The sequence below is a fragment of the Viridibacillus soli genome (assembly GCF_016612995.1).
Taxonomy (GTDB): domain Bacteria; phylum Bacillota; class Bacilli; order Bacillales_A; family Planococcaceae; genus Viridibacillus; species Viridibacillus soli.
Genome location: NZ_JAEOAH010000044.1, coordinates 35,842 through 54,833 on the forward strand (window position 1 = coordinate 35,842; position 18,992 = coordinate 54,833).

22 protein-coding genes are annotated in these 18,992 nt (G+C 37.7%); 1 reads left to right on the forward strand and 21 read right to left on the reverse strand.

Annotated features, from left to right (window positions below):
- Positions 1-12 precede the first annotated feature (12 nt).
- The 12 genes from glmU to metG form a co-directional block, all read right to left on the reverse strand.
- Positions 13-1,383 carry a bifunctional UDP-N-acetylglucosamine diphosphorylase/glucosamine-1-phosphate N-acetyltransferase GlmU gene (glmU, locus tag JFL43_RS19090; RefSeq protein WP_200750254.1) on the reverse strand — a complete coding sequence of 457 codons (1,371 nt, stop codon included), beginning with the start codon at positions 1,381-1,383 and terminating at the stop codon, positions 13-15.
- A 399-nt stretch (positions 1,384-1,782) separates the two neighbouring features.
- On the reverse strand, positions 1,783-2,082 hold the full coding sequence (gene spoVG, locus JFL43_RS19095) for a septation regulator SpoVG (protein ID WP_100795432.1): 300 nt from the start codon (positions 2,080-2,082) through the stop codon (positions 1,783-1,785).
- Positions 2,083-2,349: 267 nt separating this feature from the next.
- Complete coding sequence (locus JFL43_RS19100) at positions 2,350-2,724, reverse strand: RidA family protein (RefSeq protein ID WP_200750255.1); 375 nt, start codon at positions 2,722-2,724, stop codon at positions 2,350-2,352.
- Positions 2,721-3,554 carry a pur operon repressor gene (gene purR, locus JFL43_RS19105; protein WP_100795430.1) on the reverse strand — a complete coding sequence of 278 codons (834 nt, stop codon included), beginning with the start codon at positions 3,552-3,554 and terminating at the stop codon, positions 2,721-2,723. Before purR ends, JFL43_RS19100 begins: the two co-directional genes overlap by 4 nt.
- A gap of 56 nt (positions 3,555-3,610) precedes the next feature.
- Positions 3,611-4,477 (reverse strand): 4-(cytidine 5'-diphospho)-2-C-methyl-D-erythritol kinase, encoded by an 867-nt coding sequence (gene ispE, locus JFL43_RS19110; protein WP_100795429.1) that lies wholly within the window; start codon positions 4,475-4,477, stop codon positions 3,611-3,613.
- A 261-nt stretch (positions 4,478-4,738) separates the two neighbouring features.
- Positions 4,739-4,921: a small, acid-soluble spore protein, alpha/beta type gene (locus JFL43_RS19115; protein WP_100795428.1), complete on the reverse strand. Its 183-nt coding sequence runs from the start codon at positions 4,919-4,921 to the stop codon at positions 4,739-4,741.
- 130 nt (positions 4,922-5,051) lie between these two features.
- On the reverse strand, positions 5,052-5,315 hold the full coding sequence (veg, locus tag JFL43_RS19120) for a biofilm formation stimulator Veg (RefSeq protein WP_100795427.1): 264 nt from the start codon (positions 5,313-5,315) through the stop codon (positions 5,052-5,054).
- Between the two features lie 157 nt (positions 5,316-5,472).
- A complete protein-coding gene (gene rsmA, locus JFL43_RS19125; protein WP_200750256.1) occupies positions 5,473-6,354 on the reverse strand; it encodes a 16S rRNA (adenine(1518)-N(6)/adenine(1519)-N(6))-dimethyltransferase RsmA in 882 nt (293 codons plus the stop codon).
- Positions 6,347-6,913, reverse strand: a complete 567-nt coding sequence (rnmV, locus tag JFL43_RS19130; protein WP_200750257.1) for a ribonuclease M5 — start codon at positions 6,911-6,913, stop codon at positions 6,347-6,349. The genes rsmA and rnmV overlap by 8 nt, the downstream gene beginning before the upstream one ends.
- A 184-nt stretch (positions 6,914-7,097) precedes the next feature.
- Positions 7,098-8,084 (reverse strand): 3D domain-containing protein, encoded by a 987-nt coding sequence (locus JFL43_RS19135; protein WP_234447893.1) that lies wholly within the window; start codon positions 8,082-8,084, stop codon positions 7,098-7,100.
- A 190-nt stretch (positions 8,085-8,274) separates the two neighbouring features.
- The gene (locus tag JFL43_RS19140; RefSeq protein WP_200750258.1) at positions 8,275-9,045 is read right to left on the reverse strand and encodes a TatD family hydrolase; all 771 of its coding nucleotides are present in this window, start codon (positions 9,043-9,045) and stop codon (positions 8,275-8,277) included.
- A 341-nt stretch (positions 9,046-9,386) separates the two neighbouring features.
- Positions 9,387-11,354, reverse strand: a complete 1,968-nt coding sequence (gene metG, locus JFL43_RS19145) for a methionine--tRNA ligase (protein WP_200750259.1) — start codon at positions 11,352-11,354, stop codon at positions 9,387-9,389.
- 350 nt (positions 11,355-11,704) lie between these two features.
- Here metG and JFL43_RS19150 point away from each other — a divergent pair, with 350 nt between their 5' ends.
- The gene (locus JFL43_RS19150) at positions 11,705-11,983 is read left to right on the forward strand and encodes an AbrB/MazE/SpoVT family DNA-binding domain-containing protein (protein WP_100795421.1); all 279 of its coding nucleotides are present in this window, start codon (positions 11,705-11,707) and stop codon (positions 11,981-11,983) included.
- Positions 11,984-12,130: 147 nt separating this feature from the next.
- On the opposite strand, the gene rsmI is transcribed toward JFL43_RS19150, so the two are convergent.
- The 9 genes from rsmI to tmk form a co-directional block, all read right to left on the reverse strand.
- Positions 12,131-13,003 carry a 16S rRNA (cytidine(1402)-2'-O)-methyltransferase gene (gene rsmI / locus JFL43_RS19155; protein WP_200750260.1) on the reverse strand — a complete coding sequence of 291 codons (873 nt, stop codon included), beginning with the start codon at positions 13,001-13,003 and terminating at the stop codon, positions 12,131-12,133.
- Positions 13,000-13,263, reverse strand: a complete 264-nt coding sequence (locus JFL43_RS19160) for a GIY-YIG nuclease family protein (protein WP_100795419.1) — start codon at positions 13,261-13,263, stop codon at positions 13,000-13,002. Before JFL43_RS19160 ends, rsmI begins: the two co-directional genes overlap by 4 nt.
- Positions 13,247-13,996 carry a tRNA1(Val) (adenine(37)-N6)-methyltransferase gene (locus JFL43_RS19165; RefSeq protein WP_100795418.1) on the reverse strand — a complete coding sequence of 250 codons (750 nt, stop codon included), beginning with the start codon at positions 13,994-13,996 and terminating at the stop codon, positions 13,247-13,249. Before JFL43_RS19165 ends, JFL43_RS19160 begins: the two co-directional genes overlap by 17 nt.
- Positions 13,997-14,061: 65 nt before the next feature.
- Positions 14,062-14,427 (reverse strand): DNA replication initiation control protein YabA, encoded by a 366-nt coding sequence (yabA, locus tag JFL43_RS19170; protein WP_100795417.1) that lies wholly within the window; start codon positions 14,425-14,427, stop codon positions 14,062-14,064.
- A 22-nt stretch (positions 14,428-14,449) separates the two neighbouring features.
- Entirely contained in the window at positions 14,450-15,268 is an 819-nt protein-coding gene (locus tag JFL43_RS19175; protein WP_100795416.1) for a PSP1 domain-containing protein, read from the reverse strand.
- On the reverse strand, positions 15,261-16,265 hold the full coding sequence (gene holB, locus JFL43_RS19180) for a DNA polymerase III subunit delta' (protein ID WP_200750264.1): 1,005 nt from the start codon (positions 16,263-16,265) through the stop codon (positions 15,261-15,263). The genes JFL43_RS19175 and holB overlap by 8 nt, the downstream gene beginning before the upstream one ends.
- 67 nt (positions 16,266-16,332) lie before the next feature.
- Positions 16,333-16,770: a YaaR family protein gene (locus JFL43_RS19185; protein ID WP_200750261.1), complete on the reverse strand. Its 438-nt coding sequence runs from the start codon at positions 16,768-16,770 to the stop codon at positions 16,333-16,335.
- Positions 16,771-16,790: 20 nt separating this feature from the next.
- Positions 16,791-17,120, reverse strand: coding sequence for a cyclic-di-AMP receptor (locus JFL43_RS19190; protein ID WP_100795413.1), 330 nt, complete (start codon positions 17,118-17,120; stop codon positions 16,791-16,793).
- Positions 17,121-17,192: 72 nt separating this feature from the next.
- The gene (gene tmk, locus JFL43_RS19195) at positions 17,193-17,819 is read right to left on the reverse strand and encodes a dTMP kinase (protein ID WP_200750262.1); all 627 of its coding nucleotides are present in this window, start codon (positions 17,817-17,819) and stop codon (positions 17,193-17,195) included.
- Positions 17,820-18,992: the final 1,173 nt, after the last annotated feature.

Sequence of the window (18,992 nt, forward strand, 5' to 3'; positions counted from 1 at the left end):
TGTTAATTTTAATTATTTTAAATCTAATTTGTTAACATAGTTTTCTTTGTTTTCTTGTCTAGATCGTGCAATAGCTAGTGCATCAGCAGGTATGTCTTTTGTAATTGTTGAGCCAGCTGCTACGTATGAGCCTTTTCCTACCGTGACGGGTGCAACTAAATTAGAGTTACAACCTACAAAAGCATTATCCTCAATTACTGTTTTAAACTTGTTTTTACCATCATAATTGACAGTAATTGTACCGCAACCAATATTGACTTTAGAGCCTACTTCCGCATCCCCTAAGTAAGTTAAGTGAGACACTTTACTACCATCGTCAATTTTTGTTTTCTTCACTTCAACAAAGTTGCCGATTTTCACATGATTGCCCAGATCAGAGTTTGGTCGAATATGTGCGAATGGACCGACAGCTGTATCTTCACCGATGACACTATCACACACAACTGAAGAATGCACAGTTGTACGATCACCAATACGGCTATTTTGAATATGGCTATTTGGACCAATGATGCAATCTTCTCCAATGCTTGAAGCACCTTCTATGATAACACCAGGTTGAATTACTGTATCACGACCAATTTGTGCATCAACGCTAATATATGTGTTAGCTGGGTTGATGATCGTTACCCCATTACGCATATGTTGTTCGTTGATACGTGCACGCATTGTTGCTTCTGCTTGAGACAATGCAAAGCGGTCGTTTACACCAAGTGTTTCGGCGAAGTTTTCAGTTACATATGCTGTAACTACTTCACCCTGCTTTTGTAAAATTTCAATGACATCCGGTAAATAATATTCACCTTGAGCATTATTATTCTTTACAAGTTTCAACGTAGCAAATAACGCTTTGTTATCAAAGCAGTAAGTACCTGTATTGATTTCTGTTACTTGTTGTTGTTCAGTTGTTGCATCTTTTTGCTCAACAATTTGAGCAACCTGATTTTCTGTAGAACGAAGGATTCGGCCATAACCAGTTGGATCTTCAGCAATGGCAGTTAAAATCGTTGCTTTTGCATGATTTGCTTCATGATGTTCAAACAACGCTTTCATTGTTTCGGGGAGAATTAAAGGTGTGTCCCCACAAATAACAATCGTCGTTCCTTCAAGTTTTCCAAGGATTGGTTCGACTTGTTGGACGGCATGTGCAGTACCAAGCTGTTCAGCTTGTAATACATACTCACTTTTTTCACCAAGTTGGTCCTTTACCTTTTCAGCCCCATGACCAACGATAGTCACAATACGTTCTGCATCTAATGTTTGAATATGATCAACTACATGTTCAACCATTGGTTTCCCACAAACCGGATGAAGAACTTTATATAATTTGGACTTCATACGCGTACCTTGGCCAGCAGCCAGTATAACGGCATAAACATTCGTCATTTCGCAAGTCCTCCATTTTAGCTGATTTTCTCTTTTGACTATAAAGCAAATGTAGCTAATTTTCAAGGCTTCTGGACTTGACAAAACTATGAAAAATAATTTATTATATTAATTCTTTTCTTTTTTTATAAAGAAATTCCAGTAACCTCACTTTTTTAGTAAATTGATTTTAAAAACTATTTATTTATACCCATTAAAAACATATGAGATTAACCTACAAAATAAACACTTACATCCAAAACCCATTTTTGACTTCGCTAATTTAATACCCTATTCTCTTGGATACTTTCCTTATAAATACAATTAAATAACAATTAGTTATATCCCCTCGCTGCATCGAGGGGGATTTTTACAAAAAAAAGAGCCTGCTTCATAATTGAAGGGCTCTCGATTCACGAATTATTGAATTTGTTGTTCTTCTTCTTCAAAGACCGTCGCATCTTCGTCACTCGACTCTTCATAAGCTTTAAGTACAGCTTCTTGAATTTTAGTACGAGTACCCGAATTAATCGGATGCGCAATATCACGAAACTCGCCATCTGGTGTACGTTTACTCGGCATTGCTACGAATAATCCTGCGTTACCATCAATGACGCGAATATCATGCACTACAAATTCGTTGTCAAGTGTGATGGAAGCAATGGCACGCATACGGCCATCAGTTTGTACACGACGTAATCTTACATCTGTTACTTCCATTCTCTCACCACCTCTCATCTAGGATGCTATAATAACTCTATCTACTTTATTCTATATAGATTTATAAATCCCTTCTTTTCCCTTATATATTTTTTAACAATTTAGAAATTTTAATAATTACGCTTTTCTTAAATAACCTTGGCATCTTAAGTTGGTTATTTAATTAGCCTAATTTACAAAAATAGAATGGTATTATACAAAAAAGACTATCAGATAGGCTCACTGATAGTCTTTCAATATATCATCGTTCTTTCAGCTAAATAATACTTAGCTAATTACTGCAATGACCTCAATTTCTACTTTTGCATCTTTTGGTAGACGTGCTACCTCAACTGTTGTGCGAGCTGGTTTATGCACACCAAAATGCTCTGCATACACTTCGTTCATTGCTGCGAAGTCATTCATATCCGCAATAAATACAGTTGTTTTTACTACTTTTTCTAAAGAAGCACCTGCTTCTTTAAGAACTGCTTTAAGATTCTCGAAAACTTGGTTTGTTTGCCCTGTGATGTCACCATCTACAAACTCGCCAGCTGGTGTTAAAGGAATTTGACCTGAGCTATAAAAAATATTATTTACAATCATACCTTGTACGTATGGGCCAATTGCTGCTGGCGCATTTTTTGTTGCTACTTCATTCATCTTTCATTTCCACCCTTCGAAAAATAGTTTCCTTCACTTAGAGCAATTGTACGATCCTTTTCATTCACTTCTTGTAACTTTACAAGAGAATAATAATCATCTACTAAGCGCTCATCTAAATGTTCTGCTTCCACTAACACGGCGATACCAGCTAATGTGCAGTCGAATTCTTCTAACAAGTTTTTCATGCCATTCATCGTACCTCCGACTTTCATGAAGTCGTCTGTAATAAGTACACGTTGGCCACTCTGCATGCTACGTTTTGATAGCACCATCGTTTGAATACGACGGGATGATCCGGATACATAGTTAATACTTACAGTGGAACCTTCTGTTACTTTATTGTCACGACGTACAACAACAACGGGTACATTCAAATGTCTTGCAATGGCATGGGCAATTGAAATACCTTTTGTTGCTACGGTCATAATAACATCTATTTCTTTATCGCAAAATGCCGAAGCAAATACTTTTCCAACTCGATTCATCAACTCGGGATTACCAAGTAAATCGGTCATGAACAAGTAGCCACCTGGCAAAAGTCTATCCGAATGACTTAAATCCTTCAACAGTTCTTGCATAACTTCTCTAACAGCCGCTTCTGGCATTTTAGGAATATACTTGACGCCTCCTGCAGCTCCTGGAACGGTAACTAGTAGGCCAATCCCTCTTTCCTCAAATGTATCTTTAACAATCGATAAATCCTCACTGATAGACGATTTAGCAGATTGATACAATTCTGCGAAAAATGTAAGAGGGATTAACTGCTGTGGATGCTCCAATAAATAATGCGTCATGTCTACAAGACGTTCGCTACGCTTCCATTTCATGAAATCCTCTCCTGAACACGAATGATTTATACAAAAAATACCACAAACATACGTATTTAAGCAAGAGAATCCCTGTCACCAAGCATACGGATTGCATATACTTCATCACAGAAACCTCTTAACCCATTATAAATACGACTAACACGTGCCTCATTTTGCACAAGGCCAAACACAGTTGGACCGCTGCCGCTCATTAATACGGCATCCGCTCCAAAACGTTTCATTTGTTCTTTAATAATTGCTACTTCTGGATGTAACTTCAATGTAACTGTTTCTAATACATTACCAACTGTATTACAAAGAAGATCATAATCGTCTGTTTCAATTGCTTGAATCATTTGTTTTGTATCCGGATGAACGACATCTTCCATTTTTAAACCACCATAAACGGCCGCTGTTGAGACGCCAATCGTCGGCTTCGCTAATACTACCCAGCAGCTTGGCGGCGCTGAGATTGCCTCTATCTGCTCTCCACGGCCGGTTGCAAGCGCAGTACCTCCGTAAACACAGAAAGACACGTCAGAGCCAATTTCAGCTCCTAATTCCGCAATTTCATCCATAGTTAAATTTAAGTTCCATAATGTATTTAAGCCCTTCAAAGTTGCAGCAGCATCACTGCTACCCCCAGCTAGTCCAGCCGCTACCGGAATGTGTTTATCAATTGTAATCGATACACCTTTTTCTATGTTGTATGTATCTTTTAATAATTTAGCTGCTTGATAAGCTAGGTTTCTTTGATCGTCCGGTACAAAGCGATCTGTCGAATGAATTTTAATAAGCCCGTCTTTTCTAAGTCTAAGGCCTACTCTATCGGCTAGATCAACCGTTGTCATAATCATCTCGACCTCATGGTAACCATCAGGACGTTTATAGAGCACATCAAGAGTTAAATTAATTTTGGCAGGTGCTTTCACGTAAAGCATAGCGCTGCCTCCTTCCTAGCAGGTTAATATTCAAAAAAGTGATTCTATTATTCGTGCTTTTTTCACTGATTATTATTCTACCACAGGAAGACCTTTGTTAGATAAACTCCGACTCTACCGATTGCGGGATTTTTTAATACAAACGCTCTTTTATATACTTTTTTCTCATCTTTATTATAAAAATGAAAAGCCGCCCACAGTTGAAAGCTCAAGCTGTGGGGCAGCCAATTGTCAGTACATCATTATTGGGCAATCATCAATTTACTTTGACTTTGCTTGTTCAGCTAATCCTTGTTGCGCCATTTCAATTGCTCTCTTGACCATATTACCGGCATCTCGTGATTTGATCCCGCCCCATCCTTCTCGTTCTACTACATCGTAAAATCCAAGGTCTTTTGCGATCTCTTCTTTCAAACGATCCGACATGATACGTTTTCTAGGCATAAGAAATTCCTCCTTTGATGGCTGACCATCATAGCATGCTCAAAAAAAACAAAAACACTCGTAAAATATTCTCACGCGGAGAATACGCTACAAGTGTTCGAAAAAAACATTCGATTATAATTGCACTTACTTATTTGGCGATGACTAACTCTCTGATGTCATCATCAAATGTAATCTCTACTGCTTCTGTTAGTATATCTGTGTAGCTGTAAGAAACTCGCTCAAAAGCGTTTTCATCTTGATCAAGATCAACTACAAATACTGCGCGATATGTTTCACGTAATATTCCAGCGCGCTCAATCGTTTTCTTGCGACCACCGTTTGCTTTTAATTGCAAACGTTTACCCAAATGACAATCTAACGACTTCTTAATGTCGGCTAAAGTTTTTGGCATTTTCGCTTACACCTCACTATAAACCATTATAAGTGGGATTGATAAAATTGTCAAGTCAAATAAATTATTTTATCAATCCCTCATAGTGATGTCAATTGTTTTTTATTCAAAAACCTATATTTTTTCAGAAAATGTACATAGATTGTAACAGGACCTCTTATTGACGGAAGGTAGGATATAGTGCATCAGCCAATTGGCCAAATTCAATAATTGACAAAGTTTCCCCTCGGCGTGTTGGATCAATAGAACATGTAGCAAGGGCAGCTAAAATTTGTTCTTTTTTAGCTTTACCATCTGGCAATTGTGATTGCAGGTTATTTAGTATGGTTTTACGGCGTTGAGCAAAAGAACCCCTAGATACTTCAAATAGAAACTCTTCGTCTATTACATGTACTGGTGGCTCAGCATGGCGCGTTAAACGAATAACAGCTGAGTCTACATTCGGTTGTGGCATGAAGACGGTTTTTGGTACTGTCATCACTACTTCAGCTTTCATGTAGTATTGAATAGCAATCGATAGTGAGCCGTACGCTTTCGTTCCAGGTCGTGCTGAAATGCGATCTGCTACTTCTTTTTGCATCATCACAACCATACCGCGTATCGGTAATTTTTCCATTAATAATTTAAGTAAAATAGGAGTTGTTACATAATATGGCAAATTAGCTACAACCATAATGTCTTTAAATTTCGCAAACTCCTCGTTCAGCTCTTTAGCTACATCTGCTTTTAAAATATCTGAATGTACAATTTTCACATTATCATATGAGCTTAGTGTATCTTCTAGAACTGGTAATAAACGTTGGTCGATCTCAAACGAAACGACCTGACCTGCTGAACGTGCTAAATGCTCTGTTAAGGCACCAATGCCCGGACCAACTTCAATCGCCACACTATCCTCTGTTAAATCAGCATAGCTGACAATGTTACGAAGAATATTCGGGTCGATTAAAAAGTTTTGCCCTAAACTCTTTTTGAATGAAAAACCATATTTTTTTAAAATTTCTTGCGTCCGTACAGGTGTCGCAATATCTTTATGCATCTTGTGCCTCCCGATTAATCTGTGCAATCGCTTCGCCGAATTGCTCTATAGTTATTTGAAACATTTGTAATCGCTTGTGTAATTGCTTACCGTTTGTTGAACCAATATTTAGTAACTCACCAAGACGGTCTCTACGGGCTTTCGCGTTTTTATGTGATAATAGCTGGGCCACGATTAGATCATCTACCGTGATGATCTGAACATCCTCCGTAGCCTCTCTAGGTGTATAGACATTCGATAGTGCATAGCAGATATCCTCGTCCTTCGCATGTTCAATGCCAAGACCTTTACCGTTTTTAGCAATTGTTTTCTTCTTCGGTAAAAATGCATGCTTCACATCAGGCACTCGTTGTTCAATTATTGCACGAATACGTCTTCCTGGATAATCAGGATCCGTAAAAACAATAACTCCACGTTTATCTTGGGCATGTTGAATTCGACGTAGAACTTCCTCTGAGATAGCAGAACCGTTCGTTTCGATTGTATCTGCATGGACAGCACGCTTGATTGCTGTCGTATCATCTTTTCCTTCAACAACAATAAATTCTTTTATTTCCACGGATATCATATCCTCTTTTCTAAAACTTCCTTTGACCATTTTACTGCTTTGTTACTTATATTGTACAGTAGCTAGAGCAAGATGGCTCGTTTTGGCCAAGCACGGACTCTACCTACACGAAAAAAGCTCCCCTCACAAGAGCAAGGAAAGCTTTTGATATTACTAAATTAAAAAACTACATGCATTAGTTTAATACTTTAATTTTAATTTTTTTACGACCCCAATTATAAACAGATTGCTTATTTGGAATAAAGACATCAATCTTGTTTCCTTTGATTGCGCCACCAGTATCCCCAGCAACAGCATAACCGTAATCTTCTACCCAAACTTTAGAACCTAACTTAATAACACTTGGGTCGACCGCAATTACTTTTAAATTCGGATTTTTTCTTAAGTTAATACCCGTAGCCGTTTTACCCGAACAACCATTACAGAAAGCAGTATAAGCTGTAGCTGTTACGTACATAGTTCGACCACCAGACGGCTCGTCTGAACGGGATGGTGTCTTAGATTTTGAAACTTTTTTAATTGATGTTAAATATTTTGACGAAACATAACCTGTTTTGCCTTTATATTTTACTTTATACCAAGAACCCTTTTTACCTTTGTACGTCACTGTTTTGCCCTTCGGAACAGTCAGAAGCACTTTGTATTTCGTACTTGCTCCTTTTCGTAAGTTTAGACGACCTTTAGTTTTATAAGTTTTGGCATTAGCAACTCTTGTAATCCTTTTATTAACGTCAGTTGTGGGACCTTTAGAGCCTTCCACCACATCGGTGACTTTTTGTACTCGAACGTCTAAAGCAGTTGCGTTAGGTGTTATAGCTAGCGCCTTATTATTTTGTTGAACGCGTCCTAGTTCTCCTGACTCAACTATTGGTTGCTTTAAAAAGTCAGCGACCGTAGTCGAAGTGGTTCCTGCTATCTTGTTGTTGCTTCCATCACCTTGGATGGTTAAATTTAATGCCTGTTCATACGAATTTGGTTTATTATTTTCAATATTCGTATTCACTGAGGTTTGTATTTTATCATTGTCGGATGTTTTTGTTCCGACAATATTGGTGTGTGCTGTAACTTCTTGGTGCTCACCGTTTGCCACGGCTTTGTTTGTACTTTCGAATAAATTCGAAGCTACGAAAGCAATTAACAGTGCGATTGACAATGTCATCATCACTGCTTGCTTACTCCTCAATGATCTTGAGAACAGGTTTTTCATGGAAAATTTTGTAATGAAAAACGCCTCCTTATCACTCGTTGGATTATATAGACCTTCTTTTTAGCTGTCAACACCTAAGTCTTTTACCTAATTTTGACAACAAAGCAAGTTTTCCTGTCCGAAGTATAGAAGGCGACCTTGCATTTTACTTGTTAATTTTGAAAAAACGGTGGGCATTGGTAGTGGTTACCGAAGCTACTTCTTCTACCGATAATTCCTTTAAGCGTGCAATTTCTTCAGCTACTAACGGCACTAGAGATGGCTCATTTCTTTTACCACGGTATGGGTGGGGAGCCAAGTACGGAGCATCTGTTTCAATCATCAAATATTCAAGAGGAATTTCTGTTGCGACCTCTTTTGGTTTTTTTGCATTTTTGAACGTAACTGGGCCACCTAAGCTGATCATGAAATTCATTTTGACACATTCTTTTGCAATTTCTACGCTGCCACTGTAACAATGCATAACTCCGCCAGTAATTTCTGCCTGTTCCTCTTTCAAAATGCGAATACAATCTTCTGTTGCATCACGATTGTGAATGACAATTGGTAAATCTAATTTTTGAGCTAAACGGATTTGTTTACGTAATAATTCCTGTTGTACATCCTTTGGTGATTTGTCCCAATAATAATCAAGTCCCGTTTCACCGATTGCTACTACCTTTGGATGAGCTGCTAATTCCTCAATCCATTGTAAATCCGCTTCTGTACAGTCAATAGCATCTACTGGGTGCCAGCCGATTGCTGCATACAAAAACGGATATTCATCAATCAATTTCATCGCTTTCTCGATTGTTGGTCGGTCAAATCCTACAACAACCATCTCTTTTACATCAGCGTCTAACGCGCGTTGGATTACTTCTTGTAAATCTTCTTCGTATTGCTCAGCATTTAAATGCACATGTGTATCGATAAACATTGTCATTCTCCTCACAGTAGTTTTATTTTAGACAAAGAATAGATTTCAGAGTTGTCATTCACATTACAATTTGATTACAAAGGGCATGTGGAATGTTTCAAAATCCATATTAAGGTAATTGTATAGGCATCCAATTCCATTTTAATGTTTTTTTATCAAAACTTAATAATAATGATTAAATGTTACTATAATTTATTGCGTCTATAAATAGAACCAAGAGCCTACTGTTGAATTCAGTAGACTCTTGGTTTGGGTTTCAACTTCGGAAAAATAGTGATATTACACGCAACTTACCTTTGCGAGACCAATATCAAATTGATTCCTTAGTCGTAGCTATTTACTTATTTAACTTTTGCGCCGTTTTCTAGTTTTTCATCGACCGTCGCTAAAGTTAGAATACCATCTTTACTTCCTGCTAAAACCATACCTTGTGAAAGCTCCCCACGTAGTTTTACAGGTTTTAAATTGGCAACAACAATTACTTTTCGGCCAACTAACTCTTCTGGTTTGTAATACTCTGCGATGCCTGAAACAACTTGACGTTGCTCATAACCTAGATCCAATTGTAGTTTTAATAATTTATCTGCTTTTGGAATTTTATCGCATGCTGTTACTGTAGCCACTCGAAGATCCACCTTCATGAAATCATCTATTGAGATTTCAGGTGCGTCCTCTTCTTTTGTAGCTGATACTTCTTTTTTCGGTTCTTCGACAGGTTTTACTGAACTTTGCATTTGTTCACGGATATAACCAACTTCTACTTCTGTATCTAGACGCGGGAAAATTGGCACACCCTTTTCAATTACTTTTATGCCGGCTGGAATTGCACCGAATGTATTTAGTGATTCCCAAGCTAATAGTTCTTCACTTAACCCCAGTTGTTCCATAATTTGCTTTGGTGCATTTGTCATGAATGGTTGTAACATAACTGCAATTTGACGTAAACTTTCTGCTAGATTAGCCATAACAGTTGCTAATTGACCTGTCAATGCTTCGTCTTTTGCTAATACCCATGGCGCTGTTTCATCAATATATTTATTTGTACGTGAAACTAATGCCCAAACGTCTGAAAGAACAACACTAAATTGCATTCTTTCCATATTTTCTTCATATTTCGCTTTTGTATCTGTTGCTTGAGCAACTAATGCTGCATCAAATTCTGTTGGCTCTAAACTTTCTGTTGGGATATGGCCATCGAAATATTTATTCATCATCGAAACTGTACGGTTCAGTAAATTACCAAGGTCATTGGCAAGGTCAAAGTTTGTTCGTTCAACAAATGATTCTGGTGAGAACACACCATCTGAGCCGAATGGCAATTCACGCAATAGGAAGTAACGCGTTGCATCTAAACCAAAACGTTCGATTAACATTTCAGGATACACAACATTCCCTTTAGATTTTGACATTTTACCGTCTTTCATCATAATAAAGCCGTGTGCAAACACTTTTTTAGGTAAAGGTAAATCTAGGGCCATTAAGAAGATTGGCCAGTAAATTGTATGGAAACGTACGATATCCTTACCAACAACATGCACATCTGCTGGCCAGTATTTTTTAAATAGCGTATCGTCATCAGACATATAGCCAAGCGTTGTAATATAGTTAGTTAATGCATCGACCCATACGTAAATAACGTGTTTCGCATCTTCTGGAACACGAATACCCCAGTCAAATGAAGTACGTGAAACAGATAGATCTTCTAAACCTGGTTTAATAAAGTTATTAATCATTTCGTTTTTGCGAGACTCTGGTTCGATAAATTCAACATTTTCTTCATAATACTTCAAAAGACGATCAGCGTATTTCTTCATATTAAAGAAATAAGATTCTTCTTTAACTTTATGCACAGGGCGGCCACAGTCAGGACAGTTACCATTTTCTAATTGTGACTCCGTGAAGAATGATTCACATGGAGTACAGTACCAGCCTTCATACTCCCCTTTATAAATGTCACCGTTGTCTAAGAATTTTTGGAAAATCTTTTCAACAGCATCTTTATGACGTTTTTCTGTTGTTTGGATAAAATCATCATAGGAGATATCCATCAATTTCCATAATGCTTTTGCTGATTCAGCAATTTCATTCACATACTGTTGTGGGTCTTTACTCGCTTCAGTTGCTTTTTCTTGAATCTTTTGACCATGCTCGTCCATACCTGTTTGCAAGCGTACGTCATAGCCGCGCAGACGCTTATAGCGTGCGATTGTATCAGAAGCTACAGTTGTATATGCAGTTCCGATATGAAACTTACCACTAGGGTAATAAATAGGTGTTGTTATATAGAATGTTTTCTTTTTATTGTCCACGAAAACTTCCTCCAGTGCTCTACAGTATACTTACTATTCTAACGAAGTACCAAAAACCTTTCAATCATAGTTTATCAATTGCCATTTTGGCGAAAAATGTCGAATGTTATTTATTGAATTCGAGATACTTAAATATATCAAATAAACCATGTATTTTCTTCTTTTTCGAGGAAATAGTCAAATTCATATGATAATGTTACTTGAAGAACGGAATAAATTTGAAAAAAAATATCATTTTACAAACAAAAATAATTGACGTATATGTAAGTAGTTGGTATGATAGACAACAGACAAAGAATCTATGTCGAAATTTGACGAAAAATAATAATAATATAGGAGGAATTCTTGTCATGAAATCTACTGGTATTGTCCGCAAAGTTGATGAATTAGGTCGTGTGGTTATTCCTATCGAACTTCGCCGTACTCTAGGCATCGCTGAAAAAGACGCTCTTGAAATTTACGTTGATGATGATAAAATCATCTTAAAAAAATACTTACCTAATATGACTTGCGCAGTAACGGGCGAAGTGTCTGATGATAACTTCCGTCTTGCTGGTGGTAGCTTAATCTTAAGCCCAGAAGGCGCTGACATTCTTGTGAAAGAAATCCAATCTAAATTAATCAAATAATTTAGAGGGTTTAATTATATTCGAGCAACAAGATATACAATAACAATTAAATTATTATTTACCTTGTTTTTCAAATGTGATTTCATATAAAGAAAACATCCGAAATATTCGCCATTTCGGATGTTTTTTTTCATTTACTATATATCATTATTCAACATGATATACCTGATATACATCTCGCTTTGCGAGCCCTCTTACTTTTGCCACTTCTTTAATAGCATCTTTAGACGATAGTTGTTGTTCTTCCATTAATCTTCTGACATGGTCGATAACAGGAAGTTCATCCCACCAAGCTACTTCCTCTTCTTCATCAGCATTTACATTACCTTCTAAAACAATACAGAATTCCCCGCGAATTTCGCTTTCATTTGCCCATTCTAACGCCTCATCAATTGTACCTCTTAAAAATTCTTCAAATTTCTTTGTCAATTCTCGCGCTAAAACAATACGGCGATTACCTAAAATCGTTTGCATATCTTTTAATGTATCTTTCAAACGATGAGGTGCTTCATAAAATAAAACCGTTTCATGACGTTTACTTAATTTCTCTAACGCTTCTTTACGATCCTTTTTTTGACGACTCAAAAATCCATAGAAGAAAAATGGCTGTGGTATTAAACCTGATGCGATTAAAGCTGTAATAGCAGCATTAGCACCTGGTACTGGTACTACCGCAAAATCCTCTTCAATCGCTTTAGTGGCGATATCTGCTCCTGGGTCTGAAATGCACGGAAGACCTGCATCACTTACTAATGCAACGGTCTTACCTTCACGTAAATAGCTAAGTAGCTTTTCTCCGCCGTACTCCTTGTTATGGTCATGGTAGCTAACGAGCGGCGTGTCGATTTCGAAGTAGTTGCATAGCTTTTTCGTATTACGCGTATCCTCCGCTGCAATAACATCAGCTTCTTTTAAAATACGAATGGCTCTCATCGTCATATCTTCTAAATTACCAATTGGTGTTGCGACTAAATATAAGCAACTACCCTTTTCATGCATGGTACTTTTTTGTGATTTCACTGCTCTCCGCTCCTTATACGGTTAATTTTCTGTTTACGTGTTAATTGTTTAAATGCATATTCAGCTCGCATCGCTTCTTGCTTTGTGTCATATTCTTCAAAGTAAATGCAATGGACGGGTAGACGCGCTCTCGTATACTTGGCACCTTTACCTGAGTTATGCACCGTAAGGCGATGCTCTAAGTTGTTTGTATAGCCTGTATAGTAGGTTTCATCTACGCATTCTAGTACATACATGAGATGCTTATTGCTCTTTTCCATATAGCATCTCTCTTACTTCAGCCGTATATTCACCATCTTCTCCATATACATAAAGTGGCGGTAATATTTTTAAATCTGGCTTACCGTCTTTGATTCCTTCTATTAATAAAGTGTTCGCTTCCTTACCTGCTTTCGGATAAACGAAGCGAATGCGTTTTGGCTCTATTCGATTTTCACGCATCGCTGTAACAATATCAAGCAGACGACCCGGACGATGTACAAATGCAGCTTTTCCACCCTGCTTCAACAATTTACTTGCAGAAAAAATCATTTGATCTAGCGTCAAATAGATTTCATGGCGTGCAATTGCAACATGCTCCTTCAAATTTTTATCGCTCGCCTCGTGCGCAGGAAAATAGGGCGGATTACATGTCACGACATCATATTTTTCAACGCCAAGTATAGATGCAATTGTCTTAACATCACCTTGCGTAATATGAATTTGTTCTTCTAATTCATTATAACGAACGCTTCTCTGCGCCATATCAACAAGGCGCTCTTGCAATTCAACTCCAGTAATATGACCTTTTGTACGAGCACTCAAAAACAATGGAATTGCCCCGTTACCGGCACATAAATCAACAAGTTTCCCTTTTTGACGTGGCACATTTACAAACTTTGCAAGTAATACTGCATCAAGAGAAAATGAAAACACCGACGGACTTTGAATAATACGTAAATCTTCCGCTAAAAGGTAATCAAGTCGTTCATCCTCTTTCAACCACTGTTCCATATTCTTACCTCCAACATAGCAAAAGACTGACCTCCACTTCTTTAAAAAGTGGAATCAGTCTTTGTTTAGCCGTTTTGTTTATTTAAAAATGACAGGCAGAATAGACAATCCTCGCCCTTACGTGAACTTCCAAAATGGACATGACATACGTGGTAACCTTCATGATAAAGACGTGCCAAGTTGTCATACCCTTCACCAACATCTATGATTTCTTTCTTTTTCGCAGAAACGTCTATAATAACCTTTCCTTCTGGTTTAGAGGAAAGTACTTCTTCTAGACGAGTACGAAGATGATGATTCTCCATTTGGAGTGTTTGATGCTCTTCCATCATGAGCGCAACGAATTTTTTCAGTGCCTCAAATTGTTTTTGCATCGATTCTAGCTGTTGTTCGAACTCCATAACAGTATCTAAGAAATTACGGTCCTCCACTCAAGCCACCTCTTTATTTCCTCTATTGGACGGAACTTTTTTCATGTTGTAGAATTTCATCCAATGTATAATCCAAAATACGTTGTTGCTCTGAAAGCTCTACTTGTAGCACTCGTTCTAAAATATTCATGCCAACAACTTTTCCAGTACCATCCGGTGTTGCAATCATAGCACCAACATCAGGCATTTGCTCTCTAGCTTCCTCATATTCATCGTTTTCATATTTCAAGCAACACATTAGACGACCACATAACCCTGAGATTTTAGAAGGGTTAAGCGATAAATTTTGATCTTTTGCCATTTTAATAGATACTGGCTCAAAATCGCCCAAAAATGTAGAACAGCATAACATTCTTCCACAAGGGCCTATGCCACCAAGCATTTTCGCTTCATCTCGAACACCAATTTGGCGAAGTTCGATCCGAGTGCGGAAAATAGCAGCTAAGTCTTTTACTAACTCACGGAAATCAACTCGACCTTCCGCTGTAAAATAGAAAATAATTTTGTTGCGGTCAAATGTATATTCGACATCAACTAATTTCATTTCTAATTCATGATCTACAATTTTGGCTGTTGCCAATTCAAAAGCACGTCCAGATTCAACAGCATTCTCTTCAACCTGGAAACGGTCATGTTCATCGGCGGGTCGTACCACTTGTTTTAACGGTAATACAACATCGCTTTCACCCACTTGTTTCATTGGAACGACTACTTTGCCGTATTCAATGCCACGTGCAGTTTCAACAATAACATATTGACCCTTATTTAATAAAAATTCTCCAGGGTCAAAATAATATATTTTACCCGCTTTTTTAAAGCGGACACCAACTACGTTATACAAAGGATTTTCCCTCCTGCAGATTCAGCATAAGCTGCTCCATCATCAGCGTTCGGTTCATGTTGCGCTGTAATTGCTGACGAGCTTGTAATATCGCCTGCAACTGCGTCGATAAACGAGCGTAAGTCATGTGCAATGCAACTTTTTTCCAGTACGATAACCAATCTGGATACGTACACACTGCTTCGGGATTTGCTTTAATCGCTACAATATCGCGAAATGCAAATAGCAGTAAATCTAATGCTAACTCCATTTGCTCTTTCTCTTTAAATAGTGGCAGCCAATCTTCATGGACAGAAAGCAAAGCTTCATGCACATTATTAATGGATGCTTCAACCAATTTTAACACTGTTTTTCGAGCCTGCGCAAACTCATCAGCTTTTGACAGGGAAAAAGCTTCCTCTAAGTTGCTTGTCACCATGCTCACTGTAGCTGCCATAGAAGCCGTAGCCCCTTTTGCTACAAGCTCTTTAATCATTATATCTCTCGAAATACCTTGAAATTTAATATGCTGACAACGCGAGCGAATTGTTGGTAGCATCGCATTTATATTATCTGTCACAAAAATTGCTGTCACAATACCTTCTGGTTCTTCAAGAAACTTCAATAATTTATTAGCAGATTGCGGATTAAGGCGTCCCGCTTCGTGCACAACATACACTTTCCGCCCTGCTTCTAAGCCGGTTTTATTCATCTCCTGTAACAAAGCTTCAACGGCCGCTACTTTAATGAATTGCCCGTCCGGATACAATTGATGGAAATTTGGGTGATTTCCTGATTTCATACGTTGACAGTTTCGACATGTTTCACATGGAACATTTTGGTGTGGATTCTCACATAGCATTAATTGCACGAAGAAACGCATTACAGCTTCGGTTCCAGAACCTTTTCCACCTTCAAATATGTAAGCGTGACCTAGTCTTTTTTTATCGAAAATTGTTTGGAGCTGCTTCATCACTACAGGTTGCAATTTAAGTAGTTCTTCAGCTGTCTGCACCATCATTCATCACCTTTTCATTGTTTGAAAAAATCCCGTGTTCCGGGATTCCGAAAGACACGGGGTTTCTTTACGTATATAGGTTGATTAGCAACCCTTTGATCTCGCCTATTTTACTTAATAAATCCACAGAGTCTTTCTCCTGATCTAAAAGGTCCTCTGTTAACTCAATCAGCTTTTCATCAATCGTCGCTACAACCTTCAATCGACGGCCTTCGCCAAAACGATTCCATGTATGCGATTGTTTAAGCTCCATACCATGGTCAACCGCCTCTTTTAAGAAGCGCTTCACGAGCATCTTAAATTTAGCTAAATCACGTAAATTACGCGATTTAGCGATACGATCGCCTGCCGTGGATATATCACCTAATAGTCTTGTTAGTTGCTCTGTTTGTAATCGTTGGCCCTGCTTCACTACAACATCACCAAATCGTGTTGCCGGTTGATGATTTGGTAGTGTCTGGCGTGATTGATCTAACCCAGTTCGTAAATCTTGATTAATTTTCAATTACCTGTCGCCTCCATTTTTTAGAAATGGTGGAACTGTTCAATCGGTAATACGAAAACTGTAGCTCCCCCAACCTCAACTTCTACAGGATAGGGAATATAAGAATCTGCATTCCCACCCATTGGTGATATCGGTGCCACCATTTGCTCACGGGCACGGCAATTATCACGAATGATATCTAAAGCTTTTGGAACTAATGAATTATCAGTACCTATAAGAAATGTGGTATTCCCGGAACGAAGAAATCCTCCCGTACTTGCCAATTTTGTTGCACGAAATTCATTCTTCGTTAAAGCGTTTGAAAGACGGTTACTATCCTGATCTTGTACAACTGCCACAACTAATTTCATCGGCACTCACCCCTTAATTGAATAGGTTCTTTCAACAATTATAACACAAAGCAGCTTGTGTCTTCATTTACTTTATAATTCATTTTTCAAAATTTCCCAAACATTTTCCACTACTTCTTCCAAAGTTTTACTTGCATCAACAATGCAGAAACGCTCTGGACTTTGTTTCGCTAGCAATGTGTACGCTTCATGAACCTTCTTATGAAAAGCCAAGCTCTCTACGTCTAAACGATTAACTTCACGTTCACTATGCGCATTAATACGTGCTAGACCAACCTCTGGCTCTAATTCAAATAATATTGTTAAATCCGGCATTCTATCACCAATAGCAAACTCATTAATGGAACGTACCCCTTCCATACCAAGCCCCCTTGCATGTCCTTGATAGGCTAATGATGAATCGATAAAACGGTCGCATAAAACTGGTATACCTAAAACTAACGCGGGCTCAACTTTCTCTACAAAGTGCTGACTACGAGCAGCCGCATATAATAGAGCCTCTGTACGTGCATCCATTGCTGTATGAGCAGGGTTTAAAATGATGTCTCGAATCTTCTCTGCAATTTCACTACCACCTGGTTCACGGGTGGCTATAAATTCTTTACCTTCTTTTTGTAATCTTTCAACAATTAGTTTCAAGACCGTCGTTTTACCTGCTCCCTCTGGTCCTTCAAATGTTATAAATAAATTTTTCTTCATTATTATATGTTCCTCCGGTAACGGATTAGTTCCGATTAATTTCGATTAACTCTATTATACAATATCTATTCCTAAAACCTGTCTCTCATGCGTTATTTCACAAACAAAAGTCTATCTATACATTTTCTGACGATATAAAAACCATTTGCGTATCACCGTCAAATTAATCTTCAGTTGTAGCAACAAAAGTAAAGGGTCAAAATTCTGTAGGTATTTTCATAGACACTACTTAACTCCCTACCAAATGGAAGAAAAACAACGCAATGGCCTTGTGATCAATTGTTTAAAATGAAAAACAGGAACTACAGAGTTGCAAGCAGCTGAAACTTAGTATGAAGGGGCAATTGCTTACTCTATATAAAGCAATTGCTCCCGCTATTGGTATCGCCCTTGCCCATTCTAGATTGGATGTTGGCTTTGTCAGTGTATCTTTTATGATGCACTATACACAAATAATAGGCAGCTAAGCACGCTACCTCCATAGCATTTAAAGAGATGGAAAACAACCCAACTAAATTACAAGCTTTCGCAGTAAAAGATTTAGCTTACTTTCCTATTCTTCATGAAGAGGCTTTAAAATCTGATCAGTTATGTTTAAAGTGTAGCCTACCATTAATGCCGATATTTCATCCATTCGAAATATCAGATGTGGAGCATCTGTGTGTCAAAACAATTTGTTGTGCTTGCTAGTCATCACTTGATTACGATGATGAAATTATAGACTATAGTAAATAACAACATGTTCCCTACAAAGCAATACTAGAAGTCGCCTTTATCAATCTATTACCTCGTAATACTGTTAGTAAATTGATGGAAAGATTACATTCCTTCTGCTTAAAACAAAAAATCACCCATAAATTCCCTAGGCGATTTTTTTATTTTCCTTCAAATTTAGGTATAGTGACTTTCAACAATATATCCTGATGTTTGTAGAATTTCTTATCCGATTTAGATGACATGTGATAATAAGTAATTAATAACATCTTTAATGCTGTAAAAAATATTTATATATGTACCTTTAATTGATCCTTAAATACAATACCCCTCTAAAACATCATTAATGGTTTCTAGCAAAAGCCCCATACTTCTAACATTCTTTTTACCGAACTTCATATTTATGGTTCATTTTAGACAAACAAAAAAAGTACAACTGATAAAATCAGTTGTACTTAA

What these genes read in the sequence shown, in the direction of transcription:
- rsmA (WP_200750256.1), bottom strand. Translation starts at nt 6,354, where the DNA reads ATGCATAAAGATATTGCGACACCTGTACGGACGCAAGAAATTTTAAAA.
- JFL43_RS19100 (WP_200750255.1), bottom strand. Translation starts at nt 2,724, where the DNA reads ATGAATGAAGTAGCAACAAAAAATGCGCCAGCAGCAATTGGCCCATAC.
- JFL43_RS19190 (WP_100795413.1), bottom strand. Translation starts at nt 17,120, where the DNA reads ATGAAATTAGTTGTGGCAGTTGTACAAGATCAGGATAGTAACCGTCTT.
- holB (WP_200750264.1), bottom strand. Translation starts at nt 16,265, where the DNA reads ATGGTGCAGACAGCTGAAGAACTACTTAAATTGCAACCTGTAGTGATG.
- JFL43_RS19150 (WP_100795421.1), top strand. Translation starts at nt 11,705, where the DNA reads ATGAAATCTACTGGTATTGTCCGCAAAGTTGATGAATTAGGTCGTGTG.
- JFL43_RS19135 (WP_234447893.1), bottom strand. Translation starts at nt 8,084, where the DNA reads ATGATGACATTGTCAATCGCACTGTTAATTGCTTTCGTAGCTTCGAAT.
- glmU (WP_200750254.1), bottom strand. Translation starts at nt 1,383, where the DNA reads ATGACGAATGTTTATGCCGTTATACTGGCTGCTGGCCAAGGTACGCGT.
- JFL43_RS19165 (WP_100795418.1), bottom strand. Translation starts at nt 13,996, where the DNA reads ATGGAACAGTGGTTGAAAGAGGATGAACGACTTGATTACCTTTTAGCG.
- veg (WP_100795427.1), bottom strand. Translation starts at nt 5,315, where the DNA reads ATGCCAAAAACTTTAGCCGACATTAAGAAGTCGTTAGATTGTCATTTG.
- spoVG (WP_100795432.1), bottom strand. Translation starts at nt 2,082, where the DNA reads ATGGAAGTAACAGATGTAAGATTACGTCGTGTACAAACTGATGGCCGT.
- ispE (WP_100795429.1), bottom strand. Translation starts at nt 4,477, where the DNA reads ATGCTTTACGTGAAAGCACCTGCCAAAATTAATTTAACTCTTGATGTG.
- purR (WP_100795430.1), bottom strand. Translation starts at nt 3,554, where the DNA reads ATGAAATGGAAGCGTAGCGAACGTCTTGTAGACATGACGCATTATTTA.
- JFL43_RS19115 (WP_100795428.1), bottom strand. Translation starts at nt 4,921, where the DNA reads ATGCCTAGAAAACGTATCATGTCGGATCGTTTGAAAGAAGAGATCGCA.
- JFL43_RS19160 (WP_100795419.1), bottom strand. Translation starts at nt 13,263, where the DNA reads ATGGAAAAGAGCAATAAGCATCTCATGTATGTACTAGAATGCGTAGAT.
- JFL43_RS19140 (WP_200750258.1), bottom strand. Translation starts at nt 9,045, where the DNA reads ATGTTTATCGATACACATGTGCATTTAAATGCTGAGCAATACGAAGAA.
- tmk (WP_200750262.1), bottom strand. Translation starts at nt 17,819, where the DNA reads ATGAAGAAAAATTTATTTATAACATTTGAAGGACCAGAGGGAGCAGGT.